Origin of the sequence: Ensifer sp. (assembly GCF_035999135.1) — a bacterium.
Classification (GTDB): domain Bacteria; phylum Pseudomonadota; class Alphaproteobacteria; order Rhizobiales; family Rhizobiaceae; genus Ensifer.
In genome coordinates, this window is sequence record NZ_DASYGZ010000042.1 from 1 (window position 1) to 23,113 (window position 23,113).

At 63.4% G+C, this 23,113-nt stretch carries 24 protein-coding genes; 6 read left to right on the top strand and 18 right to left on the bottom strand.

Going from position 1 to position 23,113, the window contains the following annotated elements; translation table 11 throughout:
• Positions 1-217: 217 nt before the first annotated feature.
• The 5 genes from VGO12_RS03985 to speB all read right to left on the bottom strand — a co-directional run bounded on the left by VGO12_RS03985 (position 218) and on the right by speB (position 4,724).
• Complete coding sequence (locus VGO12_RS03985) at positions 218-1,297, bottom strand: ABC transporter substrate-binding protein (RefSeq protein ID WP_327511422.1); 1,080 nt, start codon at positions 1,295-1,297, stop codon at positions 218-220.
• Positions 1,298-1,405: 108 nt separating this feature from the next.
• The gene (locus VGO12_RS03990; protein WP_327511423.1) at positions 1,406-2,053 is read right to left on the bottom strand and encodes an amino acid ABC transporter permease; all 648 of its coding nucleotides are present in this window, start codon (positions 2,051-2,053) and stop codon (positions 1,406-1,408) included.
• Positions 2,050-2,718: an amino acid ABC transporter permease gene (locus tag VGO12_RS03995; RefSeq protein WP_327511424.1), complete on the bottom strand. Its 669-nt coding sequence runs from the start codon at positions 2,716-2,718 to the stop codon at positions 2,050-2,052. The genes VGO12_RS03990 and VGO12_RS03995 overlap by 4 nt, the downstream gene beginning before the upstream one ends.
• 59 nt (positions 2,719-2,777) lie before the next feature.
• Positions 2,778-3,572: a transporter substrate-binding domain-containing protein gene (locus VGO12_RS04000; RefSeq protein ID WP_327511425.1), complete on the bottom strand. Its 795-nt coding sequence runs from the start codon at positions 3,570-3,572 to the stop codon at positions 2,778-2,780.
• Between the two features lie 90 nt (positions 3,573-3,662).
• The gene (gene speB, locus VGO12_RS04005; protein ID WP_327511426.1) at positions 3,663-4,724 is read right to left on the bottom strand and encodes an agmatinase; all 1,062 of its coding nucleotides are present in this window, start codon (positions 4,722-4,724) and stop codon (positions 3,663-3,665) included.
• Positions 4,725-4,948: 224 nt separating this feature from the next.
• Between speB and VGO12_RS04010 the strand changes: the two genes are divergently transcribed.
• The gene (locus VGO12_RS04010) at positions 4,949-5,995 is read left to right on the top strand and encodes a LysR substrate-binding domain-containing protein (protein WP_327511427.1); all 1,047 of its coding nucleotides are present in this window, start codon (positions 4,949-4,951) and stop codon (positions 5,993-5,995) included.
• 65 nt (positions 5,996-6,060) lie between these two features.
• Positions 6,061-7,239 (top strand): aminotransferase, encoded by a 1,179-nt coding sequence (locus VGO12_RS04015; protein WP_327511428.1) that lies wholly within the window; start codon positions 6,061-6,063, stop codon positions 7,237-7,239.
• Positions 7,240-7,269: 30 nt separating this feature from the next.
• Here the strand turns inward: VGO12_RS04015 and VGO12_RS04020 are convergent, their stop codons facing one another.
• The 7 genes from VGO12_RS04020 to VGO12_RS04050 form a co-directional block, all read right to left on the bottom strand.
• Positions 7,270-8,193: a DMT family transporter gene (locus VGO12_RS04020; protein WP_414650669.1), complete on the bottom strand. Its 924-nt coding sequence runs from the start codon at positions 8,191-8,193 to the stop codon at positions 7,270-7,272.
• Between the two features lie 146 nt (positions 8,194-8,339).
• On the bottom strand, positions 8,340-9,773 hold the full coding sequence (locus VGO12_RS04025) for an aldehyde dehydrogenase family protein (RefSeq protein WP_327511429.1): 1,434 nt from the start codon (positions 9,771-9,773) through the stop codon (positions 8,340-8,342).
• Positions 9,774-9,789: 16 nt separating this feature from the next.
• Positions 9,790-10,524 carry an MBL fold metallo-hydrolase gene (locus VGO12_RS04030; RefSeq protein WP_327511430.1) on the bottom strand — a complete coding sequence of 245 codons (735 nt, stop codon included), beginning with the start codon at positions 10,522-10,524 and terminating at the stop codon, positions 9,790-9,792.
• Between the two features lie 4 nt (positions 10,525-10,528).
• A complete protein-coding gene (locus VGO12_RS04035) occupies positions 10,529-11,629 on the bottom strand; it encodes an ABC transporter ATP-binding protein (RefSeq protein WP_327511431.1) in 1,101 nt (366 codons plus the stop codon).
• Positions 11,626-12,417: an ABC transporter permease gene (locus VGO12_RS04040; protein WP_327511432.1), complete on the bottom strand. Its 792-nt coding sequence runs from the start codon at positions 12,415-12,417 to the stop codon at positions 11,626-11,628. The genes VGO12_RS04035 and VGO12_RS04040 overlap by 4 nt, the downstream gene beginning before the upstream one ends.
• 2 nt (positions 12,418-12,419) lie before the next feature.
• Positions 12,420-13,283, bottom strand: coding sequence for an ABC transporter permease (locus tag VGO12_RS04045; RefSeq protein ID WP_327511450.1), 864 nt, complete (start codon positions 13,281-13,283; stop codon positions 12,420-12,422).
• Between the two features lie 128 nt (positions 13,284-13,411).
• Positions 13,412-14,506 (bottom strand): ABC transporter substrate-binding protein, encoded by a 1,095-nt coding sequence (locus VGO12_RS04050; RefSeq protein WP_414650670.1) that lies wholly within the window; start codon positions 14,504-14,506, stop codon positions 13,412-13,414.
• A gap of 118 nt (positions 14,507-14,624) precedes the next feature.
• Here VGO12_RS04050 and VGO12_RS04055 point away from each other — a divergent pair, with 118 nt between their 5' ends.
• Together VGO12_RS04055 and VGO12_RS04060 are read left to right on the top strand one after the other, a co-directional pair.
• Positions 14,625-15,242, top strand: coding sequence for a TetR/AcrR family transcriptional regulator (locus VGO12_RS04055; protein ID WP_327511434.1), 618 nt, complete (start codon positions 14,625-14,627; stop codon positions 15,240-15,242).
• A 54-nt stretch (positions 15,243-15,296) separates the two neighbouring features.
• The gene (locus VGO12_RS04060) at positions 15,297-15,689 is read left to right on the top strand and encodes a YybH family protein (protein WP_327511435.1); all 393 of its coding nucleotides are present in this window, start codon (positions 15,297-15,299) and stop codon (positions 15,687-15,689) included.
• Between the two features lie 13 nt (positions 15,690-15,702).
• Here VGO12_RS04060 and VGO12_RS04065 read toward each other — a convergent pair whose 3' ends face one another.
• From VGO12_RS04065 to VGO12_RS04085, 5 genes are all read right to left on the bottom strand, one after another.
• Complete coding sequence (locus VGO12_RS04065; RefSeq protein ID WP_327511436.1) at positions 15,703-15,852, bottom strand: hypothetical protein; 150 nt, start codon at positions 15,850-15,852, stop codon at positions 15,703-15,705.
• Positions 15,853-15,984: 132 nt separating this feature from the next.
• Complete coding sequence (locus VGO12_RS04070) at positions 15,985-16,899, bottom strand: transglutaminase family protein (protein ID WP_327511437.1); 915 nt, start codon at positions 16,897-16,899, stop codon at positions 15,985-15,987.
• A gap of 328 nt (positions 16,900-17,227) precedes the next feature.
• Positions 17,228-17,542, bottom strand: a complete 315-nt coding sequence (locus VGO12_RS04075) for an EthD family reductase (protein ID WP_327511438.1) — start codon at positions 17,540-17,542, stop codon at positions 17,228-17,230.
• 242 nt (positions 17,543-17,784) lie between these two features.
• The gene (locus tag VGO12_RS04080; RefSeq protein WP_327511451.1) at positions 17,785-19,098 is read right to left on the bottom strand and encodes an FAD-binding oxidoreductase; all 1,314 of its coding nucleotides are present in this window, start codon (positions 19,096-19,098) and stop codon (positions 17,785-17,787) included.
• Positions 19,095-20,462 (bottom strand): glutamine synthetase family protein, encoded by a 1,368-nt coding sequence (locus tag VGO12_RS04085; protein ID WP_327511439.1) that lies wholly within the window; start codon positions 20,460-20,462, stop codon positions 19,095-19,097. The genes VGO12_RS04080 and VGO12_RS04085 overlap by 4 nt, the downstream gene beginning before the upstream one ends.
• A gap of 176 nt (positions 20,463-20,638) precedes the next feature.
• Between VGO12_RS04085 and VGO12_RS04090 the strand changes: the two genes are divergently transcribed.
• On the top strand, positions 20,639-21,331 hold the full coding sequence (locus VGO12_RS04090; protein WP_327511440.1) for a GntR family transcriptional regulator: 693 nt from the start codon (positions 20,639-20,641) through the stop codon (positions 21,329-21,331).
• 321 nt (positions 21,332-21,652) lie between these two features.
• Entirely contained in the window at positions 21,653-22,756 is a 1,104-nt protein-coding gene (locus VGO12_RS04095) for an aminopeptidase P family protein (protein WP_327511441.1), read from the top strand.
• Positions 22,757-22,836: 80 nt separating this feature from the next.
• Here VGO12_RS04095 and VGO12_RS04100 read toward each other — a convergent pair whose 3' ends face one another.
• Positions 22,837-23,088 carry a hypothetical protein gene (locus tag VGO12_RS04100; RefSeq protein WP_327511442.1) on the bottom strand — a complete coding sequence of 84 codons (252 nt, stop codon included), beginning with the start codon at positions 23,086-23,088 and terminating at the stop codon, positions 22,837-22,839.
• Positions 23,089-23,113 lie beyond the last annotated feature (25 nt).

Here is a 23,113-nt window from a genome sequence, read left to right on the forward strand (position 1 = left end):
GACGAAGGTTCCGTGTGGCACGGTCAGGTCGACATTGTTGACGGCCCTGAAGGCTCCGAATTCCTTGACGACGTTTTGAAGGGCAAGTCCGGACATTGTGTCTCCGCGAGGATGGTCCCCTCCGCCTCATGGGAGGGTTTCGGGCGGGGAGCGGCAATAAGCCCCTCCCCGTCGTTTCGCTTGTGGCGCTCCCCGGTTCCCCGGGAAGCAGGCGGGATCAGCCGACGATCAGCTCGGTCCACTTCTGGTTCAGCCAATCCGACTTGGTCTGGTAGAGATCGTAACGCGGAATGATCGGCTCGATGTCGGACGAGACGGCTGCGAATTCCTTGTCGGTCAGGTCGGTGACCTCGCGCTTGACGGTCGGGGACGTGCCGACCTTGCGCGACAGCGTTGCCTGGATCGAGGGCTGGCACATGTAGTCGATGAAGATATGCGCTTCCTCGGACTTCTGCGAGGCGCGCGACAGCGCCCAGCAACCGGAATCCTGAATGCCGCCTTCCTTGGGGAAGGTGGAGCGGACCGGGTGGCCGTCAGCGGCGGCAAGGCCGGTCACGTCGTGGTAATACTGGCCCATCGGAATTTCGCCCGACTTCAGCGACTGCTCGAACTGCGCCTCGTCGCGGTACCAGAGCCGGACGTTCGGCTTGACTTCGGCAAGCTTGTCGAAGGCCTTGAGCAAGCCCTCTTCCGTGTCGAGTGCATTGGTGCCACCGAAGAAGGTCTTCGCCGTCACTTCGAGCAGGAAGGAGTTGGAAACGAGCGCGAGCAGGCCGAGCTTGTCGGCATTCGCCGGATCCCAGAAGGCGGTCCAGGAGGTCGGCGCTTCCTTGTAGACGTCGGTGTTGGTGACGAGCGTGATGTACCAGGAAACGGCGCCGATGCCGGCGATGCGGCCATCCGGGTACTTGTTGACGAAGCGGTCGAGCAGGTTCGAGGCGTTCTTCATCTTGGTGGTGTCGAGCGGCGTCCAGAGGTCGGTCGACTGGCCCTTGAGCATCGCCACCTGCGACATCATCGAGACGTCGGCCGGCGCCTGGCCGGCGCGGGCGGCCTGCTCAAGCTGCACGAGCCAGGCTTCGCCGGTCGGTTCGGCGATCGATTCAATCGCGATGCCGGTCGCCTTGGTGAATTCCGGGAAGATGTTCTTGTCGAACGAATCCTTGAAGTAGCCGCCATAGACGCCGACCTTCAGCGACTTGTCCTGCGCGCGCAGGATCGACGGCATTGCCAGCATCGATGCGCCGGCAAGGCCGGCGCCGAGCAGCGTCCGGCGCTTGATGGAAGTGGTGATCATTCTCGTTCTCCTTTGTTTCGGCGTTTGCCGCCTCGTTCCCTGTTGTAGTTGATTCCTTACATGTTTTCAGTGCTCGGCGCGATCAACATGCGCCCGAAATCCGATGCCCTAATGCACCGGCGCCCTCCGCTCCAGCATGCGCGCATATTGCGTCAGCGGATAACACAGCACGAAGAAGATCACCGCGACCAGCCCATAGACCTTGAAAGGTTCGAAGGTGGCATTATTGATCGCATTGGCGGTTCTGAGAAGCTCCTCGAAGCCGATGATCGAGGTGAGCGCGGTGCTCTTGATCAGCTGCACGAGGAAGCCGACCGCGGCCGGCCGGGTGATGGCAAAGGCCTGCGGCAGGATGACGAGGCGCAGTTCCTGCAACCGGTGCAGCCCGAGGCTCGCACCGGCGTCCCACTGCCCGCGCGGCAGCGCTTCCACCCCGCCCCGCCAGATCTCCGCAAGATAGGCGCTCGCATAGAAGGTGAGCCCGAGGGCCGCCGCCGTCCAGGGCTCGATCCGGAAACCGAGCATCGGCAGGCCGAAGAACATCAGGAACAGCTGCATCAGGAGCGGCGTGCCCTGGAAGAGCGCGATGTAGCCGGAACCGAAGCGGCGCAACCAGCGGCGCTCGGAGATACGGGCAGCCAGGATGGCGAGCCCGACCGCGGCTCCGCCGGCAAAGGCGACCGCCGACAGAAGCACGGTCCAGCGGGTGGCAAAGATCAGATTGCGCAGAATGTCCCAGAAGGTGAATTCGATCATGACACGCCCGCTCCAAGCACACGTCGGCCGCCGGCAACGAACAGCCGCCGCACGGCCATCGACAGGGCGAGATAGATCAGGGTGACGACGAAATAGGTCTCGAACGATCGGAAGGTGCGGGCCTGCAAGAGGTCCGCCTCGTGCGCCAGTTCCCTGACCGCGATCTGCGAGACGACGGCCGATTCCAGCATCATGATGATCACCTGACTGGTGAGTGCCGGGAAGATCACCTTCAGTGCCTGCGGCAGGATGATCTTGATGAAGACCTGCCTCTGTTTCAGCCCGAGCGCGAAGGCAGCCTCGCTCTGGCCCTTCGGAACGGCGTCGAGCCCAGCGCCAACGATCTCGGTCGTGTAGGCCGCCATGTTGAGCGTCATCGCGACGATGGCAGCGACGATCGGGTCGAGCCTGATCCCGAGGCTCGGCAGGCCGAAGTAGATGAAGAACAGCTGCACCAGGAACGGCGTGTTCCTGACAACTTCGACATAGACGGCGACCGCCTTGCGCAGCACGCCGTAGCGGCTGCGGCGGGCGGCGGCAAAGAGAATGCTGATCAGGATGCCGAGCACCGTGGTGCAGGCGATCAGGAACACGGTCATGGCCGCGCCGTGAGCGATCGCACCCGCGGCGTCCTTGAGCCAACCGAAGCTGAGGCCGTAGCCCATCGTCGCAACCTTTCCTCAAGCGGGCCGCGAGGGCATAACCCTCGCGGCCACCAGGCTTGTTAGTCCTTGAGGTTTTCGGGGTTGAGCGGCGTCTTCAGCCAGGCCTCGGAGCTCGCGTTCAGCTTGCCGTCCGAGAGCATCTTGGCGACCACGTCGTTGACGGCCTTCTTCAGGCCCTCTTCGTTCTTGTTGAGGCCGATATGCGACGGCGAAGTCAGAAGCTGGAACTTCTGCTCCGGCTTCAAGGCTTCCTGGCGCGCCAGCACCTGGGCGCCGACGTCGTTGCCGACAACCATCAGCTGGGTCTGGCCGGAGATGAAGGCCTGGATGACCGCGTTGTAGTTGTCGAAGCGCTGGATGTCGGCGTTTGCAGGCGCCGCCTCGGTGAGCGACGTGTCTTCGAGCGTGCCGCGGTTGACGGCGATCGTCTTCTCGGCGAGGTCTTCCTTGCCGGCGACCTTCAGTTCGGCCGGGCCGATGACGGCAATGTAGTAAGGCGCATAGGCCGCGGCGAAGTCGATCACTTCGGCGCGCTCCTTGGAGAAGCCGACGCTCATCAGGATGTCGACACGCTTGTCGTTGAGATAGGGAATGCGGTTCTGGCCGGTGACGCTGACGAGGTTGAGCTTGACGCCGAGATCGTCGGCGATCTGCTGGGCGACGTCGACGTCATAGCCCTTGATGCTCATGTCGGCGCTCGCCGAAGAGAAGGGCGGGAAGTCGGAGAAAATGCCGACATTGATCTGGCCGGCGGACTTGATGTCGGCGAGCGCATCGGCCTTGGCGATGCCGGCGGCAGCGCCCAGCATCAGGGCGGCGGCGAAGGCTGTCTTCAGTTTCGAATGGATCGTCATTGGAATTCCCCTACCCGGAAGCTTTGTGATTGTGGTGTCTGGTGGTCGGCCGCCGTTTCCGGTCCGGCAGCCGACGAACGTTTGTTGGCCTCAGGCGGACTTGCCCATGATTGCCGGGCTGAAGACCATGAGGCTCAGGATTTCGAACAGCACCTGCGCACCCGCATGGGCCGTGTTGGTGGTCGAGTCATACTGCGGCGCCACTTCGACGACATCGCCGCCGACAAGGTTGATACCCTTGAGGCCGCGGATCAGTTCCAGCACCTCGCGGGTGGTCAGGCCGCCGACTTCCGGCGTACCGGTGCCCGGCGCGAAGCTTGGGTCGAGGCTGTCGATGTCGAACGAGAGATAGGTCGGGCCGTCGCCGACGATCTTCTTCGCCTTCTCGATGATCGCGGGAATGCCGAGACCGGTCACTTCCTCCGCATGGATCACGGTCATGCCGGACTCGTAGGAGAACTCCCAGAGATATTCGGCCGAGCCGCGAATGCCGATCTGCACGACGCGGGTCGGGTCGAGCACGCCGTCGAGCACGGCATTGCGGAACGGGCCGCCGTGGTGGAACTTGGTGAGGTCGTAGGCGCCGCCCGTGTCGCAGTGCGCGTCGATATGGATCATGCCGACCGGACGCTTCTTGCCGACGGCCTTGAGGATCGGATGGGTGATCGAATGGTCGCCACCGACCGACAGCGGCAGAACGCCGGCATCGACGATCTGGTTGATGCGCTTTTCGATGTCGTCATGGCTGAGCTCCAGCCGGTAACGGCTCTGGAACGGCACGTCGCCAATGTCGGCGACGCGCAGTTCCTGCACCGGCGTGCAGCCGAGCACGTGGTTATAGGGGCCGATGCGCTCGATCGTGCGCAGCGCCCGGGGTCCGAAGCGCGAGCCCGGACGGTTGGTGACGCCGAGATCCATGGGAATGCCGACCATCGCCACCTGCAGATTGCCGAAATCCGGATTTTCCGCATCGACGGGCATGTGCGGCGCGGTCAGGAACGTCGGGATGCCGGAATAGGGCGCAAGGCGCGTGCCGCTCTTGTTGAAGATCTTGTCGGCGACCTTGCGGAAGGTCGGATCGAACAGCTCGCCGCCATGGCTTTCGCCGTATTTCGCCTTCAATTCGGCAAGCTTGTTGTCGTTCCAGGCCATCGGTTCAATCCTCCGTCTTCCATAGCCTGAGGCATGCGCGCAAGGGCGCCACAGAGATCTGTCCGTGGAAAGGGCCGGCTCGTCCGGCGCGTTCATGTTCCCCAGGCGTTTTCGCCTTTGTTGACGAATATTAGGCGGCAATTCCCCTAGAAAATCAATTGACATTGTTATAGCGTTTCGTGTGAGAAAAATTCACATCATAGCACCCGCCGGAACACGCCGCCTTGTCCAGCCGCCTGCCACCCCTGAACCCCTTGCGCGCCTTCGAAGCGACGGCGCGGCGGGGCTCCGTGTCGGCGGCCGCACGCGAACTCAACGTCACCCATGGCGCAATCAGCCACCAGATCCGGGCGCTGGAACTCTCGGTCAAGGCGGCGCTGTTTGAGCGCGGCGGCAAGCGGCTGAAACTGACGCCGCAGGGCGCGCTGCTCTTGCCGGCCGTCACCCACGCCTTTGCCGAAATCGCTGCAGCGACCGCTGCGATGACGCGGCCGACGACGAGCGGCGAGCTCCGGATCACCTGCGTTCCGGCACTGCTCTCCTTCTGGCTGATCCCGCGGCTGCATCTCTTCACCGAACAGTATCCGGACGTGCGGCTGACGCTGATCGCCTCCAACGACGAGGCCTACCTGCATTCGCCCGATGTCGATGTCTGCCTGATCTATGGCGACGGCAACTGGTCGGGCGCCTGGGCGAAGCTCTGGAGCCGGCTCGAACTGTTCCCGGTGGTGAGCCCCACGCTGCTCAACATGCGACCGTTGCGTTCGGTGCGGGATCTGCGCGACCACGTGATGCTGCACGGCGACGACGGCCGCGAGTGGAACACCTGGCTGGCGGCGGCCGATGCCAGCGACCTGCAGCGCGGGCGGCAGCACTTCATGAGCGATGCCCGGCTTTCGACCGAAGCAGCCCTTCACAATCAGGGCGTCGCACTTGGTGACACGATTACCGCCGGCAGCCTGATCGCACGCGGCGAGCTGATCGCGCCCTTCGACCTGACCGTGCCGGCCAACGACGCCTTTTTCGTCGCCTGCCGCAACGAGGTGCTGGCGGCCCCGATCGTGCGCATCTTCATCGACTGGATGTTCGCAACGCTCGAAAGCGATCCGATGCCGGAGCTCCAGACCTCGGCGCGCACGATTATTCGCAGCCGGGCCTCGAAATTGGAGCCGACAGATCGTAAATCGGGCAAGGATGGTTTTCAGCCGGTCTCGGCGCCGAGCCACGCCCGCCGCCCCGACCGTCCGCAGAAACGCAAAGCCAAAGCCTGAAGCGGGATGTATACGGTTTTCCGCCCGCATCCCGCCTGACACTATCTAACGCAGGAACACCCGCCATGCCGCATTTCAACCCGCTCGTCGAAAAGCTCTCGCCGCCGCCCGTCCCATCGGTGCTCGCCTGGGCGAAATCCTACGACGGCTCCCGTGGCCCGCTGATCGACCTGTCGCAGGCCGTGCCCGGATATCCCGCCCACCCGGATATGCTCGCCTGGCTCGGCGAGGCCGCCGCCTCCACCGCTTATGCCGGCTACGGCGCGATCGAGGGCGAAGCGGAATTGCGCGAGGGCTATGCCGGCCACGTCGCCGGGCTCTATGGCGCTGCGGTCACCGCCGACAACATCCACATCACCTCGGGCTGCAACCAGGCCTTCATCTGCACGGCGATGGCGATTGCCGGCGCGGGCGATACGATCCTGATGACCAACCCCTATTACTTCAACCAGGAAACGACGCTGTCGATGCTCGGCATCAATGTCGAGCTGGTGCCCTGCGACGCCGGCGCAGGCTTCCTGCCTGAGGTGGACGCGATCGCCGCGGCCCTTCATCCCGGCATCCGCGCGCTCGCGCTCGTCTCGCCCAACAACCCGACCGGCGCCGTCTATCCGCCGGAGCTGCTCGCCCGCATCCACGAGGCCTGCCGCGCCAAGGGCGTCTGGCTGATCCTTGACGAAACCTATCGCGACTTCCTGCCCGACGCGTCCGCGGCACCGCACGGCCTTCTGGCAACGGAGGGATGGCAGGACAGCTTCATCGGCCTCTACAGCTTCTCCAAATCCTTCTGCATTCCGGGCCATCGTCTGGGCGCGATCACCGCCGGCCCCAAAGTCATCGAGCAGGTGACGAAGATCATGGACAATCTGCAGATCTGCGCGCCGCGTTCCGCCCAGGCGGCCGTCGCCAAGGCCATTCCCGCGCTTGTCGAGTGGCGTCAGGCCAACCGCGCCGAGATCGCCGCCCGCGCCGATGCGCTGCGCGATGTGATGAGCCGCCTGCCGAAGTGGAAGCTGCAGGCGGTCGGCGCCTACTTCGCCTATGTGCGCCACCCCTTCCCCGACATCGACTCGCAGTTCATCGCCGAGAAACTGGCAAAACTCGCCGGCGTCGTCTGCCTGCCGGGCGACTATTTCGGCGAGGGCCAGGAAAACTACCTGCGCTTCGCTTTCGCCAATGCGGACGCAGACACGATACGCAAGCTCGAAGAGCGGCTGGCGAACTTCACGCCACCAGGCCTTTGAGACTTTGAAGTAACCGAAGAATGCGCGGCGTTATCCACGCCGCGCGATCAGGATCCCGACAAGAACGATCGCGCCGCCGATCGCCTGCAACAGGCCGACCGGTTCGGCCAGCAGCATCCAGGCGAGGATCGCCGCGACCACCGGCTGCAACAGCAGGGTCAGCGAGGAAAAGGCGGGCGGCAGATAGGCGAGCGCATAGGTGATCGCCACCTGCCCGCCGGCGTGGCTGACGAAGGCAAGGCCGAACAGCATCGCCCAGCCGAACACGGTTGGTGGCAACAGCGTCGGCTCCGACAGAAGTACGATCGGCAGCATGCAGATGGCCGCCGACGCCGTGCTCCAGACCATGATCCTGATCGTACTGAAGAGGCTGCGCAGCCGTCCGATCGCCAGGATATAGCCGGCATAGAACATGGCGGCGACGACGGCGACGCCATCGCCGAGCAGATTGCCGTCGGCGAGCGCCATCGGTCCGCCCTTGAGGGTGACCACACCGACGATTGCCGTCGCCAGTCCGATGGCAAAGACCAAACTCACGCGCGAACGGAAGAGCAGCCAGCTGGCAAGCGTCACGAAAACGGGCGCAAGATTGGCAAGCAGTGTCGCATTGGCGACCGACGTCTTCGTCAGCGCGTAATGCCAGGCCGCAAGATCGATCGCCAGGAACACGCCTGGAAGGATCAGCAGAGCATACTCCGAAAGCTTCTGCGGCCGCCGGTCGTTGTCGCCCTCGCCGCGAAACCACGACCAGGCAAGAAGCGGGATCAACGCCAGCGCCACCCGCCAGAAGGCGGTCGCCATCGGCCCCACCTCCGACAACCGCACGAAGATAGGCGAGCCGCCGATCGCGGCGCCGCCGATGAGGAGCGCTGCCATGGCGAGACGGTTATGGGAGGAAGCATTGGTGGGTACTGGGGTCACGGCAATGTCGCTATTCTGCTTGCAGGCGACCATCGCGCCCTCAACACGGCTGCTAACAGAAGACCGGCATCAGCGACAGTCGCAATAAATCGCCCACCCAAACGCTGACGGCCGCCCTCAACAGAGAGGGCGGCCGTCGGATTCTCTGTCGCATCTGACAGACGCGATGCTTCGTTTCGTCAGGCAGCGTCCGGAACGTGCACGGTCTTCACCTCGAGAAAGTCCTCAAGGCCGAACATGCCGCCCTCGCGACCGTTGCCCGACTGCTTGTAGCCGCCGAACGGGCTGCCGTAGCGGTGCGGGCCGCCATTGATGTGCACCATGCCGGCGCGCAGGCGAGCGGCGACGCGCTCGGCCCGCTTCGGGTCGCCCGTCTGGACATAGGCGGCGAGACCGTAGTTGGTGTCGTTGGCAACGGCGATCGCTTCCTCCTCGGTGTCGAAGGGGATGATCGCGAGCACCGGACCGAACACCTCCTCGCGGGCGATGCGCATGTCGTTGTTCACGTCGGCAAAGATGGTCGGCTTGACGAAGTAGCCGGTCTCGAAGCCCTCGGGCTTGCCGGCGCCGCCGACGATGAGGCGCGCGCCTTCGGCGATGCCTGCCTCGATCAGCGCCTGCACCCGGCCGAACTGGACGTCGCTGACGAGCGGCCCGATGTGGCTTCCTTCCTGGGTCGGGTCACCGACCTTGGCCTCGCGGCCGACGCGCTTGGCGATCTCGACCACATGGTCATAGACGCTGCGCTCGACCAGCATGCGGGTCGGCGCATCGCAGGACTGGCCGGAGTTGTTGAAGCATTCGAGCACGCTGCCGGTGACGCGATCTTCGAGATCGGCATCAGCAAAGACGATGTTCGGCGACTTGCCGCCGAGTTCCAGCGTCACGCGCTTGACGGTCTCGGCCGCATCCTTGCTGACAGCAATGCCGGCACGGGTCGATCCGGTGAACGACATCATGTCAATGTCGCGGTGCTTGGAAAGCACGGCACCGGCATTGAGGCCGTCGCCGTTGACGAGGTTGAAGACACCGGCCGGGAAACCGGCTTCATCGATCATCTCGGCATAGAGCATGGCGTTGAGCGGCGTGAATTCGCTCGGCTTCAGGATGCAGGTCGAACCAGTCGCAAGCGCCGGCACAACCTTCAGCGCGATCTGGTTGATCGGCCAGTTCCACGGCGTGATCAGGCCGCAAACGCCGATCGGCTCGCGCAGGATCACGTCGCCGTTTGGCAGCCGATCGCGGCTCTTCAGGCGCTTCAGCGCATCGATGAAGCCCTGCAGGTGACCGACGCCGACATCGGCCTGCTGTTCGCGGGTCATAGTCTTCGGCGCGCCGAGTTCCATGGTGATGGTGTCGACCATCTCGTCGTAGCGGCGCTTATAGGCGGCAAGCAGCTTTTCGAGCAGCGCCAGGCGCTCCTCGACGCTCGTCTGGCTATAGGTGGCAAAGGCCTTCTTGGCGGCGGCAACCGCCCGGTCGATGTCCGCGGCCGTACCCATCGAGATCACGGCAACAGGCTTTTCCGTCGCCGGGTTCAGCACCTCGAGGTCGTTGGCGACGATGGGATCCACCCAGGCGCCGTTGATGTAGAACTTGCGTTTGTCGAGCATTCGCTCCTCCTTCCCGTCAGTTTGTCTTTTGTTTTTCGGCAAGCCAGTTCCGGATCAGCGCGCGATAACGCTCACCGGAAAAGCTCGGAAAATGTCCGCCGTGAACGATACGCGCGGGTATCGTCAGCAGCCGTTCCATCGACGCCAGGTAGTCGTCGGCATTGGAATGATAGGTGTCCTCGATCAGCGGGCCATCGTAGAGGATGTCGCCGGAGAACAGGACGCCGGTCTTCGCCTCGAACAGCGCGATGCCGCCGGGCGAATGGCCGGGCGTGTGGATCACCTCGAACACCCGGTCGCCGAGGTCGATATGGTCGCCGTCCTCCAGGAGCCGCGTCGCCGGCGCGGCCTTCACCGCATAAGTGGTGGAGAGATAGGGCTCGGGTGGCAGCGCGTCGAAGATGTCGTCGGCGACATAGGGGTCGGCGAGCGTGTTCTTGCGTGTCGGACGGGAGAGAAGATCCGCCTCGGCAACATGCACGCAGCGGCACGCGAACTCGTGATGGCAGCCGATGTGGTCGAAATGGGTGTGGCTGGCGACGGCGTCCAGGGCGCGCTCTGTGACCAGCGGCACCCATTCGCGAAGCGACACGACGCCCATACCGCTATCGACCAGCATGTCGCGGTCACGGCCGCGCACATGCCAGATGTTGCAGCGATAGAATTCCTGGATGTAGGGCTCGTCGATGGCGGTGACGCCATCGTCGAGCCGCCTGACGCGATACCAGTCCCTGGGGGCAATTCTCTGCATGGTGCTACGCATGTCCGCCTGACGCGGGCAAGGCTACGACGTCGCTGGCGCGCACCGCAAGTGGCACGATCTCGCCTTCGCGCACGCTTGCCGATTGCGGCAGATGCGCCACCAGCGCCCTGGTGTCCGTGGCGCAAGGCTGCAGGTGGCAACGATAGTGGGTGCCGAAGAAGGCGCTGCCGGCGACGCGCGCCTCGCCAAGCGCCACCGTCGGCCCTCCCGCCTTGTCGTCGGCGCGGAAATGTTCCGGCCGGATGGTCAGCGTGATGCGATCGCCGGCTTTTGGCGCGGATGCGGTAAAGTTCTTCGCCGGCAATGCCAGGCTGCCGAGCGGTGTTTCAACATGAGCGGAGCTTGCGTCAGCCGCCGCGACACGGCCGGAGACGAAATTGACCTCACCCATGAAACCCGCCGAAAACAGCGAGCGCGGCCGCATGTAGATCTCAGACGGCGGGCCGAAATCCTCGATCCTCCCCTGGTTCATCACCACGATGCGGTCGGCGATCGCCATCGCCTCTTCCTGGTCGTGGGTCACATGCACGAAGGTGGTGCCGACCCGCTTCTGGATCGCCTTCAGCTCGTCCTGCATCTGGCGGCGAAGCTTCAGGTCGAGCGCGCCGAGCGGTTCGTCGAGCAGAAGCACATCCGGATCGACGGCAAGCGCGCGGGCGAGCGCCACGCGCTGGCGCTGGCCGCCCGAGAGCTCATGCGGCCGCTTGCCGGCCGACGCTTTCAGGCCCACGAGATCGAGGAAGCCGAGCGCCTTTTCGTCGCGCTCGGCCTTGGCAAGACCGCGCATCCGGAGGCCAAAGCCGACATTGTCGACGAGGCGCATGTGCGGAAACAGTGCATAGTCCTGGAACATCGTCGTCGTCGGGCGCTTGGCCGGCGCCACATAGGTCATGTCCTGCCCGGCGATCGTCACGCGGCCAGCACTTGGCGACTGGAAGCCGCCGAGGATCGACAAAAGCGTGGTCTTGCCGCAGCCCGACGGTCCGAGCAGCACGATGAACTCGCCGGCCCGAATATCGAGGGAGACGTTGTCCAGCGCGGTGAAAGCGCCGAAGATCTTGCTGACGTTTTCGATCGAGACGGAAGCGGTCATTGTTTTTTCGTCCTTCCGAACAGGGAAAGCTCAAGGATGAGAAGCACGGCGACGGAGGCGAGGAACACCAGCGAGCCGATGGCATTGGTCTTGGGGTTGAGACCGGAGCGCAGCAGGCTCCAGATCTCGACCGGCAGCGTCACGTCGAAGCGCGACAAGAGGAAGGCGATGATGAACTCGTCCCAGCTGAAGGTGACTGAGAGGAAGAAGGCGGCGAGGATCGACGGCATCAGCATCGGCGCCGTCACCAGCGCCATCACCTTGAAATCGTTGGCGCCGAGATCGCGTGCTGCCCGTTCGATGTTGATATGGTGATCGCCCATCGAGGCATAGATGATGGCAAAGCAGAGCGGCAGGTTGATCACCACGTGACCGATGCCGACCGTCATCAGCGACAGTGGAATGTGCAGCGCGTTCATCAGCGAAAGCAGGCCAAGCGCGATGATCAGGTAGCTGACGGTCATCGGCGCGATCAGCAGGCCGCGCTGCAGCGCCGAGCCCGGCAGCTTGTAGCGCGCCAGGGCATAGGCCGCGAGAAAGCCGAGCAATACGGAGATGGTGGAGGAGACGAGCGCGACGACCATCGAGTTGCCGAGCGCTGCCATCAGCTTGCGGTCGGCGAACACCGCCTCGTACCATTGCAGCGAAAAGCCGTTGAACGGCGGCACCGGCAGGCGACCGTCCTGGAAAGAAAACAGCACCAGCACGGCGACCGGCAGGAAGATGAAGGCGTAGACGAGGACGAGATAGGTCCAGGAGAGCACGCTTGCGGAGATCTGGCGCAGCATCGTCAGGCCCTCTCGATCTTCAGCCAGCGGGCGCAGGCGATATAGGCGATGGTAACGGCGAGCATCAGCACGATCGACAGCGCTGCAGCCATCGGGAAATCCGCCCGGCGGCCGAGCTGCAGCATGATGATCTGCGGCAGCACCAGCTCGTTGTTGCCACCGAGGATCTGCGGCGTGACGTAGTCTCCGATGCAGAGCACGAAGGTGAGGAAGGCGCCGGTCATGATGCCCGGCAGCGTCAAGGGCAGCACCACGTGCCAGAAGGTCTGGAAAGCGTTGGCGCCAAGGTCGGCCGCCGCACGCCGATAGTTCGGCGACAACTGGATCAGGTTGGAATAGATCGTCAGCGTCAGGAGCATGACGAAGAAATGCACGAAGCCGATCACCGTTGCCGTGCGGGTACTGGCAAGCGCCAGCGGCTCCGAGATCAGGCCAATGTTCAGGAACAGCTGGTTGATCACGCCGTTCTTCGACAAGACCAGCAGCCAGGAATAGGAACGCACCACATAGGAGGTCCAGAACGGCAGGATCGCCAGGATCAGCGCCATGCGCTGCAGCCGCTTCGGCACCCGCTCGGCGATGATCCAGGCGAGCGGATAGGCAAGCAGCACCGAAATCACCGTGACGATGACGGTGATTTCCAGCGAATTGACGAGCCCCTGGAACAGCGCGTTTTCGGAGAGGAATCGTGTGTAGTTGTCAAAGTTCCAGGCGCGGACGAGGTCCCGCCCTTCCCGCTTCCAGAGGCTCATCGCCGCCATGAAGGCGAAGGGAACGACGAAGAAGGCGATGGTCCACAGAAGCGCCGGAGCGACGAACCCCCACGCCTTGCGGCGGTCGGCGTCTTCAAGCGCTGTCGCTGTCACAAAGGTTCCGGCGTCTGCCATGGCTATCCCGGGTTCAAGGGTTGCGGGCATGGTTTGCCCTTGCGCCGCCGAAGCGGCCCACAACGAAGATCAGGCGGGCGCAGCACTGGCCGCGCCCGCACCAGTCGTTACTGCTGCAGCATCTCGGTCCAGGCATCCTGGAACTGCTGGTCCAGTTCGGCCGACGGGATCGGATAGAGCTGAGTCTTCTTCAGGTATTCGGCCTGCTGGTCGAAGCGCAGCGCCGCCTTCTGCTGGTCGGTAAGGAATTCGCCCGCCTTGGCATTTGCCGGCATCGCCCAGTAGCAGGACGATGTCGCAAGCCGCGCCTGACCCTCGGGGCTTACGATGTACTGCACGAACTTCAGCGCCAGATCCTGCTTGGTCGAATCCCTCATCACGCCGATCGATTGCGCCCAGCGCACGGCGCCCTGCTCGGGAATGGTCCAGTCGAGGCTCGGCTTGTCGGCAGAGAGAACGGCGGTGATCCATTCGCCGCCGCCGACGAGGATGTCGACTTCGCCGGTCGCAAGGGCCGTCTGCGAGGAGACGACGTCGCTGACCTGCTTCGACACGGCCCGCATCGCCGCAAGCTTCTCCTTGATCGCCGGCATGTCGGCTTCGGAAAGCTCGGAGGTCTTCTTGCCGAGGCCAAGACCGACGAGACCGATCATCGGCAGGTAATAGTCATAGAGCGCGATGCGGCCCTTGTACTTGTCCGACCAGATGACCGAGAGGTCCTGCATGTCCTTCGGGTCGACCTTGGTCTTGTCGTAGGAAATCGTGTTGTAGCCGAACTTCTCGGTGACGGCGTAGGTCTTGCCGTCCTTGGTGTTGTTCGCCTCCATGCGCACTTCCGGGAAGATGTCGGCGGTCGGCAATGCATCGGCCGGCATTTCGGCCAAGAGATCGAGATCGATGGCGCGGTGAACGTCGACGCCGTCGATGACGAGCACGTCCCAGTCGCCCGGCTGCGACTGATCGAGGATCGAGAGCCCTGCCCCGGTGCCCTCATAGACCTTGACGTTGACCTTGACGTCATTGGCCTTCTCGAACGGCTCGAGCAGCGCCGGATCGGTGTGGTCGCACCAGACGAGCGCATTGAGCTCTTCCTGAGCAAAGACCGGCGCGGGGGCTGCCACCGTCGAGAGTGCGGCGACCGCGATTGCGGCGGTGGAGGAGAAAAATCGGCGCAGGCGCGCACCGTCACGAACTGACTTCATCATGCTGTTGCCCTCTTGTTTTGACACTCGTTTCGGCGTCTTCAAAAAAAGATTGAATGAATTCATTTTTTAAGTCAATCTCAATTTTGAACCAGTTCATAATTCGGGGAACCATCAGATGACGGGACTGCGCGCACGGCAAAAGGCCGACAGGAACCGGCGTATTCTCGACGCCGCCAGCGCGCTCTTTCGGGAAGTGGGCTACGACAGCGCGCGCATCGAGGACATTGCCGAGCGCGCCGAGATCTCGGTCGGAACCTTCTACAATTATTACGAAAACAAGGGCGACATCCTGCTTGCGACCGTCTCGATGGAAGTCGAGGAAGTGCTCAGTGCCGGCCGGGCGATCGTCGACAATCCACCCGCCTCCGTTATGGGTGCCTTGGACGCGCTGATCGGCGAATATTACGACCACTCGCTGTACTATCTGAGCAAGGAGATGTGGCGCACCGCCATGGCGATCTCCATCCAGCAGCCGGAAAGCCCCTTCAGCAAGCGCTACACCGAGCTCGACCGCCGGCTCTGCGATCAGGTCTCGACCCTCATTCTCAAGCTGAAGGCCAAGGGCGTGGTGGCGATCGATGTCGATGCCGAGGCTGTCGGAGAGATGCTCTTCCACAATCTCAACACGATGTTCACCGAATTCGCCAAGCGCGAGACGATGTCGCTGGACGACCTGAAGGCCCGCGTTTCTCGCCAGAACCGACCGCTTGCAACACTCATCGCCACGCGCTGATCACACAAAAACACGGCCGGAGTGATGCTTCGGACACTGGGAGGAAATAACACTATGCAAGATCTCGAACGGTCGGTGCTCGCCGCCGCCGACACACTGGTTGCGGCCTTCGCCCGGCACGATCGCGCGGCCTATTTCGCAGCCTTCGCGCCGGATGCCACCTTCATCTTCCACACGCTGGACCGGCCGCTCCTAAGCCGCGAGGCCTATGAGGCGGAATGGTCGCTGTGGGAAGAACGAGATGGTTTTCGCGTCCGCGCCTGCCGGTCGAGCGAGCGGCACGTTCAGGCGGTGGGCGACGTTGCGGTCTTCACCCACCGCGTGGAGACGGAACTGGAGTTCAATGGCGAACCGGCCAATGCGGACGAGCGCGAGACGATCGTGTTCCGTCGGGCATCGTCAGGCGACTGGATCGCCGTGCACGAGCATCTCTCGCGCCAGAGCTGAGATCAGGGAAGAATTAGAGGGCGCCGATAACAATGGCGCTGACAAAGGAGAACGCGGCGGCGATGGCGATCGCGTGCGGGACCAGATGGACGACCGACCGGCGCGGAGGTGCGGAGGCATAAAGCGCGTATCGGGATTGGACCATCGGCCTCGAAGCGTTCATCGCGTCTCTCCGTGATTGGCGGACGTTGCCCGCCTTCTCTCTTGTTCTCCTATATTCTCGATTGAGTTTATAGATATTATTTTCCTGAAATGGCGCGGACCTTAAAAAATCGTTCGGCCCTGCAAACGGTCGTCAATGCCGATTGCGGTCGCGGTCCTGGATGTGCTTCGACCAGGTCTCGCTGAACCACGGCGTCAGCAGCGACACATCAGAGCCGCGATGCGAGCGCGTCAGTGCGCTGTCGGCCTCCACGCAGGTCCAGACGGTAAAGCCTGTCAGCTCATGCTTGCCGAAAGTCTGGATCAGCGGGATGTCGGCCGCATCACGGCCACGCGCGACGGCGATCCGTCCTGCCCGCCGCTGGTTGTTCTTGGCGTCGAACGTATGCCATTGGTCGCCGAGAAAAACCTCGAACCAGGCATTGAAGTCCATCGGCGCCGGGTTCTCGCTTTTCGGGATGTCGGCCATGTAGCCGTTCACATAACGGGCCGGCATGTTCATGCAGCGGCAAAACGCGATCGCCAGATGCGCATAATCGCGGCTGACGCCGACGCGATCTTCATGGGCCTCAAGCGCGGTGCGCATGGTCTGCGCATAGCCGTAGCTGAAGACGAGGCGCTCATGCACATAGTCGCAAATGGCCCGCACCCGCTCCCAGCCGGCCGGCACGTCGCCGAACAGCCGCCAGGCAAGCCCGCCAAGCCGGTCCGTCTCGCAGTAGCGGCTGGCCGCAAGATAGGGCAGCCATTCGCCGGGCAGGTTTTCGACGGGCACCGCGTCCGCCAGCGGGTCCGTGGCGTCGAGCCGGCCATCGTCCTCGATCACCGCGTCGTAGGAAAGTTTGAAATCCCCTTCCGGCACCGTCATCCGGAAGCAGGTGTTGCCGTGCGGATCGGTGAGCTGCTCCATCCCGACGATCGGCGAGCAGACCGGCCCATGTTCGCGCCGCAAGCTTGCGCGCCGTTCCGGCAGGACGGAAAGATAGGTCATCATCGGGGTCGGCTGTGGACAGCGGATGCCCATTTCATAGCCAAAGCGCACGAACATCTCGGGCCTCCCAGGACATCAATCGGGAGCGACGGGCTCCCCGCTTGCCTGCCCGCGGGATCCGCGGGCGCTTATTGGTATCCGTTGCGCGGAAGCAAGCCGCGCCAAGACGGGCACCGATCGCAGAGACGCAACGGCAACCTTTTGAGACGGGCGCCGTTGCCACAGAAGATCGATAGTATCGCATCGCGAAGGCGGGCGGAACACATTCGCCACGACACGAAACGCAGCGGGTCGCCGCAAAAGCAGCAACCCGCATGCCAGAAACGCGACCGTCAGCCGATTGTTCCTGCAGCCGCACGTTCATCCGAACGCTACGGCGAAGCCCCTACCATTCAACGACTTCGCTGATCTGAACGATGGGAGCGATGTCCGTATAGTTGGCGACGTCCGCGGAGATCTCCGCGCGGTGGGGACCCAACGCCTCCTGGAATGCCGTAAGACTCGGCGAATAGACATGACACGCCGCGACGAACTCCGGCGCGCTTCCAGGTTCGCGACCCGCAAGGCCCTTATCGATCTCGTAGCGCAGGCAGGCATCGCCGAGCCGTTCCTGGATCAGCGGCATGTGGCGGGTGCGATAGTAGTCGTGATCGAACTTCGAACCGCCATCGGCCGGATAGTAGACACTCATCTTGATCATGTTCGGGCTCCTGCCTGAACGCCTCTCCGAGCGTTCGAGGCGCTTTTCTAGCGCACGGGCCCATCAAGCGCATCCAGACTTTGGTTCAAGCGAATTTGACGTGAGCACGGTCGCTTCGCTGTGCTTTTCGAAGCAGATGGCGACGGCGCGGACGTGCTTGTGTTTGCTGAAGAAGCGTTCGACGAGGTCGAAGCTTGCATCAGAACCTGGCACCTACCGCCAGCAGTTTATCGGTGCGCGACCTAGAGACCGGCCGCGTCCTTGAACTGGTACCACCAGGAGCCGATCGTCGAATACTGCGCGCGGAACATGCGCCCGCCCGGGAACGGATACCACGGCAGTTTTTCAAAGACGTCGTAGCGGGTCGTGTCGCCGTCGATCGCCTCGGCAAGCGTACGACCGAAGAGGTGCGAACCGGTGACGCCGTGGCCGCTGTAGCCATGGGCGAAATAGGTATTGCTGCCGATCCGGCCCATCTGCGGCACGCGGGTGAAGGAGAGTGCGAAGTTGCCGCTCCAGGCGTAATCGATCTTCACGCCCTTCAGCTGCGGGAACACCTTTTCGAGGTTGGGCTTCAGCTTGGCGACAACGTCAGCCGGGTCGGTTCCGCCATAGACGGTGCCGCCGCCGAAGATCATCCGCTTGTCGGCGGACAGACGGAAATAGTCGAGGATGTAGCGCACGTCCTCGACGCACATGTCGCTCGGGATCAGCGAATGGGCGAGCTCTTCGCCGAGCGGTGCCGTCGTGATCATCTGCGTAGAAACCGGCATGACCCGCGACACGAGCTTTGGCACGGCGTCGCCGAGATAGGCATTGCCGCAGAGAACGACGATGCGCGCAGAAACCTCACCGCCTTCGGTATAGACGGTCGGACGCGCCGCCTCGTGGTCGACGCGCGTTACCGGCGACTGTTCATAGATCGTGCCGCCGATGCTCTCGAAGGCGCGTGCTTCGCCGAGCACGAGGTTGAGCGGGTGCATGTGGCCGCCGGTCGTGTCCAGCATGCCGCCGCAATAGGCGTCCGACTTCACCAGCTTGGCGAGTGCCTCACGGTCGAGCAGCTGGTGGTCGTCCATACCGTATTTGCGCCAGAGCGCCTGCTTGGCTTCCAGTTCCTTCATGTGCGCCGGCGTGTAGGCGGCGTAGATATTGCCGGGCTTCAGATCGCAGTCGATCTGGTACTGGCTGACGAGGCGGCGGATGATCTTGCCGCCTTCCTGCACCAGCCCGCCGATGAAGCGCGCAGCTTCGTCGCCATAGCGGCGCTGAATGGTCGACAGGCTGGCGTTGAGACCGTTGACCACCTGGCCGCCATTGCGGCCGGAAGCACCCCAGCCGATCTGTGCCCCTTCGACGACGACGACCTTGTAGCCCTTTTCGGCAAGATGGATTGCCGTCGACATTCCGGAGTACCCGGCGCCGACGACGCAGATATCGGTCTCGACCCGGCCCTGAAGCCGGACCGGCGTGCGGATGATGTTGCGCGAGGCGGCGTAATAGCTGGTCGGATAGCTGCCGTCACCGGCATAGGATTTCTGTTTGGTAAGCATCAGACGATTTCCAGATAGGCGCTGAATTCGTAATCCGTGACCTGCTCGGCAAAGCCGGCGATCTCCTGGCGTTTGCAGGCGATCAGCATCGAGCGCAGCACGGGATCGAAGATTTCGGCGGCAATCGGTCCAGCCTCGAAGGTGTCGACCGCCTGCCCCCAATCGGAGGGAATTTTGGGCAGTTTCTCCGCTGCATAGGCCCGACCCGAAACCGGCGCCGGCGGCTTCCACTTGTTGCGGATGCCGACCAAGGCGGCGCCGAGGATCGCGGCGATGACGAGATAGGGATTGGCGTCGGCACCGGCGACGCGGTGCTCGATGCGGCGCGCATTCGGATTGCCGCCGGGAATGCGGATCGCCGAGGTGCGGTTCTCGTAGCCCCAGCAGACAGCGGTCGGCGCGTGGGTATCCGGTCGCAGCCGCCTATAGGAATTGAAGTGGGGCGCAAACAAAAGCGTCGTCTCGGCCATGCCGCGCAGCAGGCCGGCGACGGCGTTCTTCAGCATCGGCGAACCCTCGTCGCTGCCGTCGTTGAAGACGTTGTTGCCCTCCTCGTCGAGCAGGCTGAAATGGATGTGCAGGCCGTTGCCTGAACGGGTGCCGTAGGGCTTGGCCATGAAGGTTGCGGCGAGCCCGTGCTTGCGTGCCACGCCCTTGACGATGCGCTTGAAGAAGATCGCGTCGTCAGCCGCCTTCAGCGGGTCATCGGTGTGGAGCAGGTTGATCTCGAACTGGCCGATGCCATTTTCGGCGATCGCCGCATCCGCCGGCACGTTCTGTCGGGCGCATTCCTTGTAGACGTCGGAGAAGAATTCGCCGAAATCGTCGAGTTCGTCGATCGACAGGATCGCGTCGGAATCGAGCCGCTTGCCGGTATAGGGCGAGATCGGCGGCACCGCGCTGTCGGGCTCCGGATCGATCAGGTAGAACTCAAGCTCCGTCGCAACAACGGGACGAAGGCCGAGTTCCTTGTATTCGCGCACGATCGCCGCCAAGGCCTGGCGCGGATCGGCGAGGAACGGCTTGCCGTCCTCGAGCTGCAGCCAGAGCGGCACGAGTGCGCTCGGCCGCGAAGTCCAGTTGACCGGCAGCGCGCCGCGACCGGTGACGCCGCAGATACCGTCACGGTCGCCGCTCGCAAACACCTGCTCGCTGTTGATGATGTCTTCGCCCCAGACGTCGACGCCGACGATCGACAGCGGCATGCGAATACCGCCGCCAAGAACCTTGGCCGCCTGCTCCACCGGAACGCGCTTTCCCCGCATGATGCCGTTGAGGTCGCAGACCACCGCCTGGATGCTTTCGATCGGCCCGTTCTGCTCGAGCCATGCCTTGAATGCGCTGGGATCTTCCGCGTCGAGCGACATATCGCAAATCTCTTTTTGTGATCACATTTTCTGAAAGTTGACATAATTCAGGAATTGGAGTCAAGCATGGGTGGTGCTATCAGGCGTTTGACGTAGCGCGGAGCGAGAAAAAGTGTATGCGGTCCTCCGCTCGTTTCCGGGTCTCGGTCGTCAGCAAGGTGAAAGGACATGCGCAGTTGAAACCCCTTGTTTTGCCACCACTCGCGCGCCCGGACGGCATGACCACGCATGACTACGCCTTCAACCGGCTGCGCCAGGCGATCATGGTCGGTGCCTTCCGCCCCGGCACCTCCGTCACCATCCGCGGCCTTGCCGAGGCGCTTGAAAGCAGCCCGACGCCGGTGCGCGAGGCGCTGCGGCAGCTCACCTCCATCGGCGCGCTGCAATTTCTCGAAAACCGCCGCATCGTCGTGCCGCACATCACGCCCGCCCGCTTCGAGGAACTGATCTCACTGCGCATCGCGCTCGAAAGCCATGCCGCCCGGCGGGCCGTCGCCCATCTCTCCGAGCGGCAGATCGCGCAGATCGCCGCGGTCGACGACAGCATCGAGACGGAAATCCGCGCAGGTGACAAGGTGGCGGCGTTGATTGCCAACCAGGCCTTCCACCGTTTGATCTATATGGCCAACCCCGACCCGGTCGCCATGCCGCTGATCGAAAGCGTCTGGCTACAGCTCGGCCCGATCCTCGGCATCGCCATGGAACACGTCACCGAACTCTACGTCATCGACCGGCACCGCGAGGCCATCGACGCGCTCAGGCGCCGCGACGAGGATGCCGTGGCAGACGCGATCGCCGCCGACATCCGCGAGGGCATCGGCGGGTTCGACCAGCAGGCGGTCGCGCGCCTGTTGCGGCTGGCCGCCTGACCTGCTGCCAGCATCGCGCGCCAGAAATTTTAGTGTGACTAAAATTTCGTATTGACAAGACCACGGCCCGACACCAAAGTCGTTGAAATACAGCCGCATAGCGACGGGAGACGGCCAGTTCCCGGAGCACATGCGCGTGCATTTCGAGGGGGAGGAGTCCGCTTGAAGAGCCACAAATCCACATCCCTAGACATCGTCCATGCCGGACGCAGACGTTCCCCGTAGACGCGCCGCAACGCATCACGGATCCGTTCCACGTCGGCCGCCTCAAATGCGGCCCTCTCGGACCTTTCACATCCTCAAGTCAGAACTGGAAACACCATGACGGAACTCTCAAAGAGCCGTTTTGCAGCGCTTCGCCGCAAAATGGCCGAAAGCAATGTCGGCCTCGTCGCGCTCGCGCCCGGATCGCACATGGACTGGCTGATCGGCTACCATCCGCATCCGGACGAGCGCCCCTGCCTGCTGTTGATCGGCCGGGAAAAGGAAGCCTTCCTAATGCCGGCGCTCAATGCCGAAGGCACCCGTGAACACACCGACATCGCCTTCCACAACTGGGCCGATGAGGTCGGACCGGGCGAAGCCCTGACCGCGGCGCTTGCCGATGTCGGCGCTGCTGCACCTGGCCGCGTCGTGCTCGACGAAACCATGCGCGCAGATTTCGCGCTGCTACTGATCGATGCATTGCCCGCAGACACTGCCCGCGAATTCACCCCAGCTACGCTTGGCGCCCTGCGCATGCGCAAGGACAAGAGCGAATACGCGCTGTTGAAGATGAACGCCGGCATTGCCGACCGCGCCATGCAGGCGGCATTTGCGAAGATCCGCCCTGGCATGACCGAGAAGGAACTGGCCGCAGTAATTCGCGGACATTTTACCTCCGAAGCTGCGGCACCGGCCTTCTGGATCGTAGGCGCCGGCGGCAACGGCGCGTTTCCGCATCACTCGGCCAGCGAACGGGTGATTGAGGAAGGCGACGCCGTGGTCATCGACATCGGCGGCCGCAAGCAGGGCTTCCCGAGCGACATCACCCGCATGGCGATCGTCGGCCGGGCGCCTGAAGGATACGGCCAGATCCACACCATCGTCGAACGGGCTGTCCAGGCGGCGCTGAAGGCTGCCCGCCCCGGCGTGCTCGCCAAGGAGGTTGATGCTGCCGCCCGCAAGGTGATCGCGGACGCCGGCTACGGCGAATACTTCGTCCACCGCACCGGCCACGGCATGGGCATCGACGGCCACGAGCCGCCCTATATCACTGCGACTTCGGAAACCGTGCTCGAAGAAGGCATGGTCTTCTCGATCGAGCCCGGCATCTATCTGCCCGGCCGCTTCGGCATCCGGCTCGAGGACATCGTCATCCTGCGCGAGGACGGGCCGGAGGTTCTCTCGTCCCTCCCCCGCGACGTTCACGTCGCGACTGTCTGACCAGACAAAGCCTGATCAAAATTGCGGCGCCCTCGGGCGCCGCTTCTCGTTGGCTGGCTCGCTTTCCTGAACAACGGTGCCTATTGCGCCGGTCGCTTGCGAGGCTTCGGCGTCTCGCCGTCTGCACCTTTCTTGCCTGGGCGCGCCTTGTAGACCGGCTGCTGTTCGACCGGCGGCCAGATCCAGTAGTGACCATAGGGCTTCCGCTGGATGCCCTCGTAATATTCGCCCTTTCTGGTGCGCATCTGCGCTTCCGCGTCGCCCGCGACAGCCACCAAAGCAAGGAACGCACCGACCACGGCGGCGGCGCATGCATGTCCTGTTGTCTTCATCTTCAAGCTCCTTGCCCCCTGTCTA

What these genes read in the sequence shown, in the direction of transcription:
- VGO12_RS03985 (WP_327511422.1), bottom strand. Translation starts at nt 1,297, where the DNA reads ATGATCACCACTTCCATCAAGCGCCGGACGCTGCTCGGCGCCGGCCTT.
- VGO12_RS03990 (WP_327511423.1), bottom strand. Translation starts at nt 2,053, where the DNA reads ATGATCGAATTCACCTTCTGGGACATTCTGCGCAATCTGATCTTTGCC.
- VGO12_RS03995 (WP_327511424.1), bottom strand. Translation starts at nt 2,718, where the DNA reads ATGGGCTACGGCCTCAGCTTCGGTTGGCTCAAGGACGCCGCGGGTGCG.
- VGO12_RS04000 (WP_327511425.1), bottom strand. Translation starts at nt 3,572, where the DNA reads ATGACGATCCATTCGAAACTGAAGACAGCCTTCGCCGCCGCCCTGATG.
- speB (WP_327511426.1), bottom strand. Translation starts at nt 4,724, where the DNA reads ATGGCCTGGAACGACAACAAGCTTGCCGAATTGAAGGCGAAATACGGC.
- VGO12_RS04015 (WP_327511428.1), top strand. Translation starts at nt 6,061, where the DNA reads ATGCCGCATTTCAACCCGCTCGTCGAAAAGCTCTCGCCGCCGCCCGTC.
- VGO12_RS04020 (WP_414650669.1), bottom strand. Translation starts at nt 8,193, where the DNA reads ATGGTCGCCTGCAAGCAGAATAGCGACATTGCCGTGACCCCAGTACCC.
- VGO12_RS04025 (WP_327511429.1), bottom strand. Translation starts at nt 9,773, where the DNA reads ATGCTCGACAAACGCAAGTTCTACATCAACGGCGCCTGGGTGGATCCC.
- VGO12_RS04030 (WP_327511430.1), bottom strand. Translation starts at nt 10,524, where the DNA reads ATGCAGAGAATTGCCCCCAGGGACTGGTATCGCGTCAGGCGGCTCGAC.
- VGO12_RS04035 (WP_327511431.1), bottom strand. Translation starts at nt 11,629, where the DNA reads ATGACCGCTTCCGTCTCGATCGAAAACGTCAGCAAGATCTTCGGCGCT.
- VGO12_RS04040 (WP_327511432.1), bottom strand. Translation starts at nt 12,417, where the DNA reads ATGCTGCGCCAGATCTCCGCAAGCGTGCTCTCCTGGACCTATCTCGTC.
- VGO12_RS04050 (WP_414650670.1), bottom strand. Translation starts at nt 14,506, where the DNA reads ATGAAGTCAGTTCGTGACGGTGCGCGCCTGCGCCGATTTTTCTCCTCC.
- VGO12_RS04055 (WP_327511434.1), top strand. Translation starts at nt 14,625, where the DNA reads ATGACGGGACTGCGCGCACGGCAAAAGGCCGACAGGAACCGGCGTATT.
- VGO12_RS04060 (WP_327511435.1), top strand. Translation starts at nt 15,297, where the DNA reads ATGCAAGATCTCGAACGGTCGGTGCTCGCCGCCGCCGACACACTGGTT.
- VGO12_RS04065 (WP_327511436.1), bottom strand. Translation starts at nt 15,852, where the DNA reads ATGAACGCTTCGAGGCCGATGGTCCAATCCCGATACGCGCTTTATGCC.
- VGO12_RS04070 (WP_327511437.1), bottom strand. Translation starts at nt 16,899, where the DNA reads ATGTTCGTGCGCTTTGGCTATGAAATGGGCATCCGCTGTCCACAGCCG.
- VGO12_RS04075 (WP_327511438.1), bottom strand. Translation starts at nt 17,542, where the DNA reads ATGATCAAGATGAGTGTCTACTATCCGGCCGATGGCGGTTCGAAGTTC.
- VGO12_RS04085 (WP_327511439.1), bottom strand. Translation starts at nt 20,462, where the DNA reads ATGTCGCTCGACGCGGAAGATCCCAGCGCATTCAAGGCATGGCTCGAG.
- VGO12_RS04095 (WP_327511441.1), top strand. Translation starts at nt 21,653, where the DNA reads ATGACGGAACTCTCAAAGAGCCGTTTTGCAGCGCTTCGCCGCAAAATG.
- VGO12_RS04100 (WP_327511442.1), bottom strand. Translation starts at nt 23,088, where the DNA reads ATGAAGACAACAGGACATGCATGCGCCGCCGCCGTGGTCGGTGCGTTC.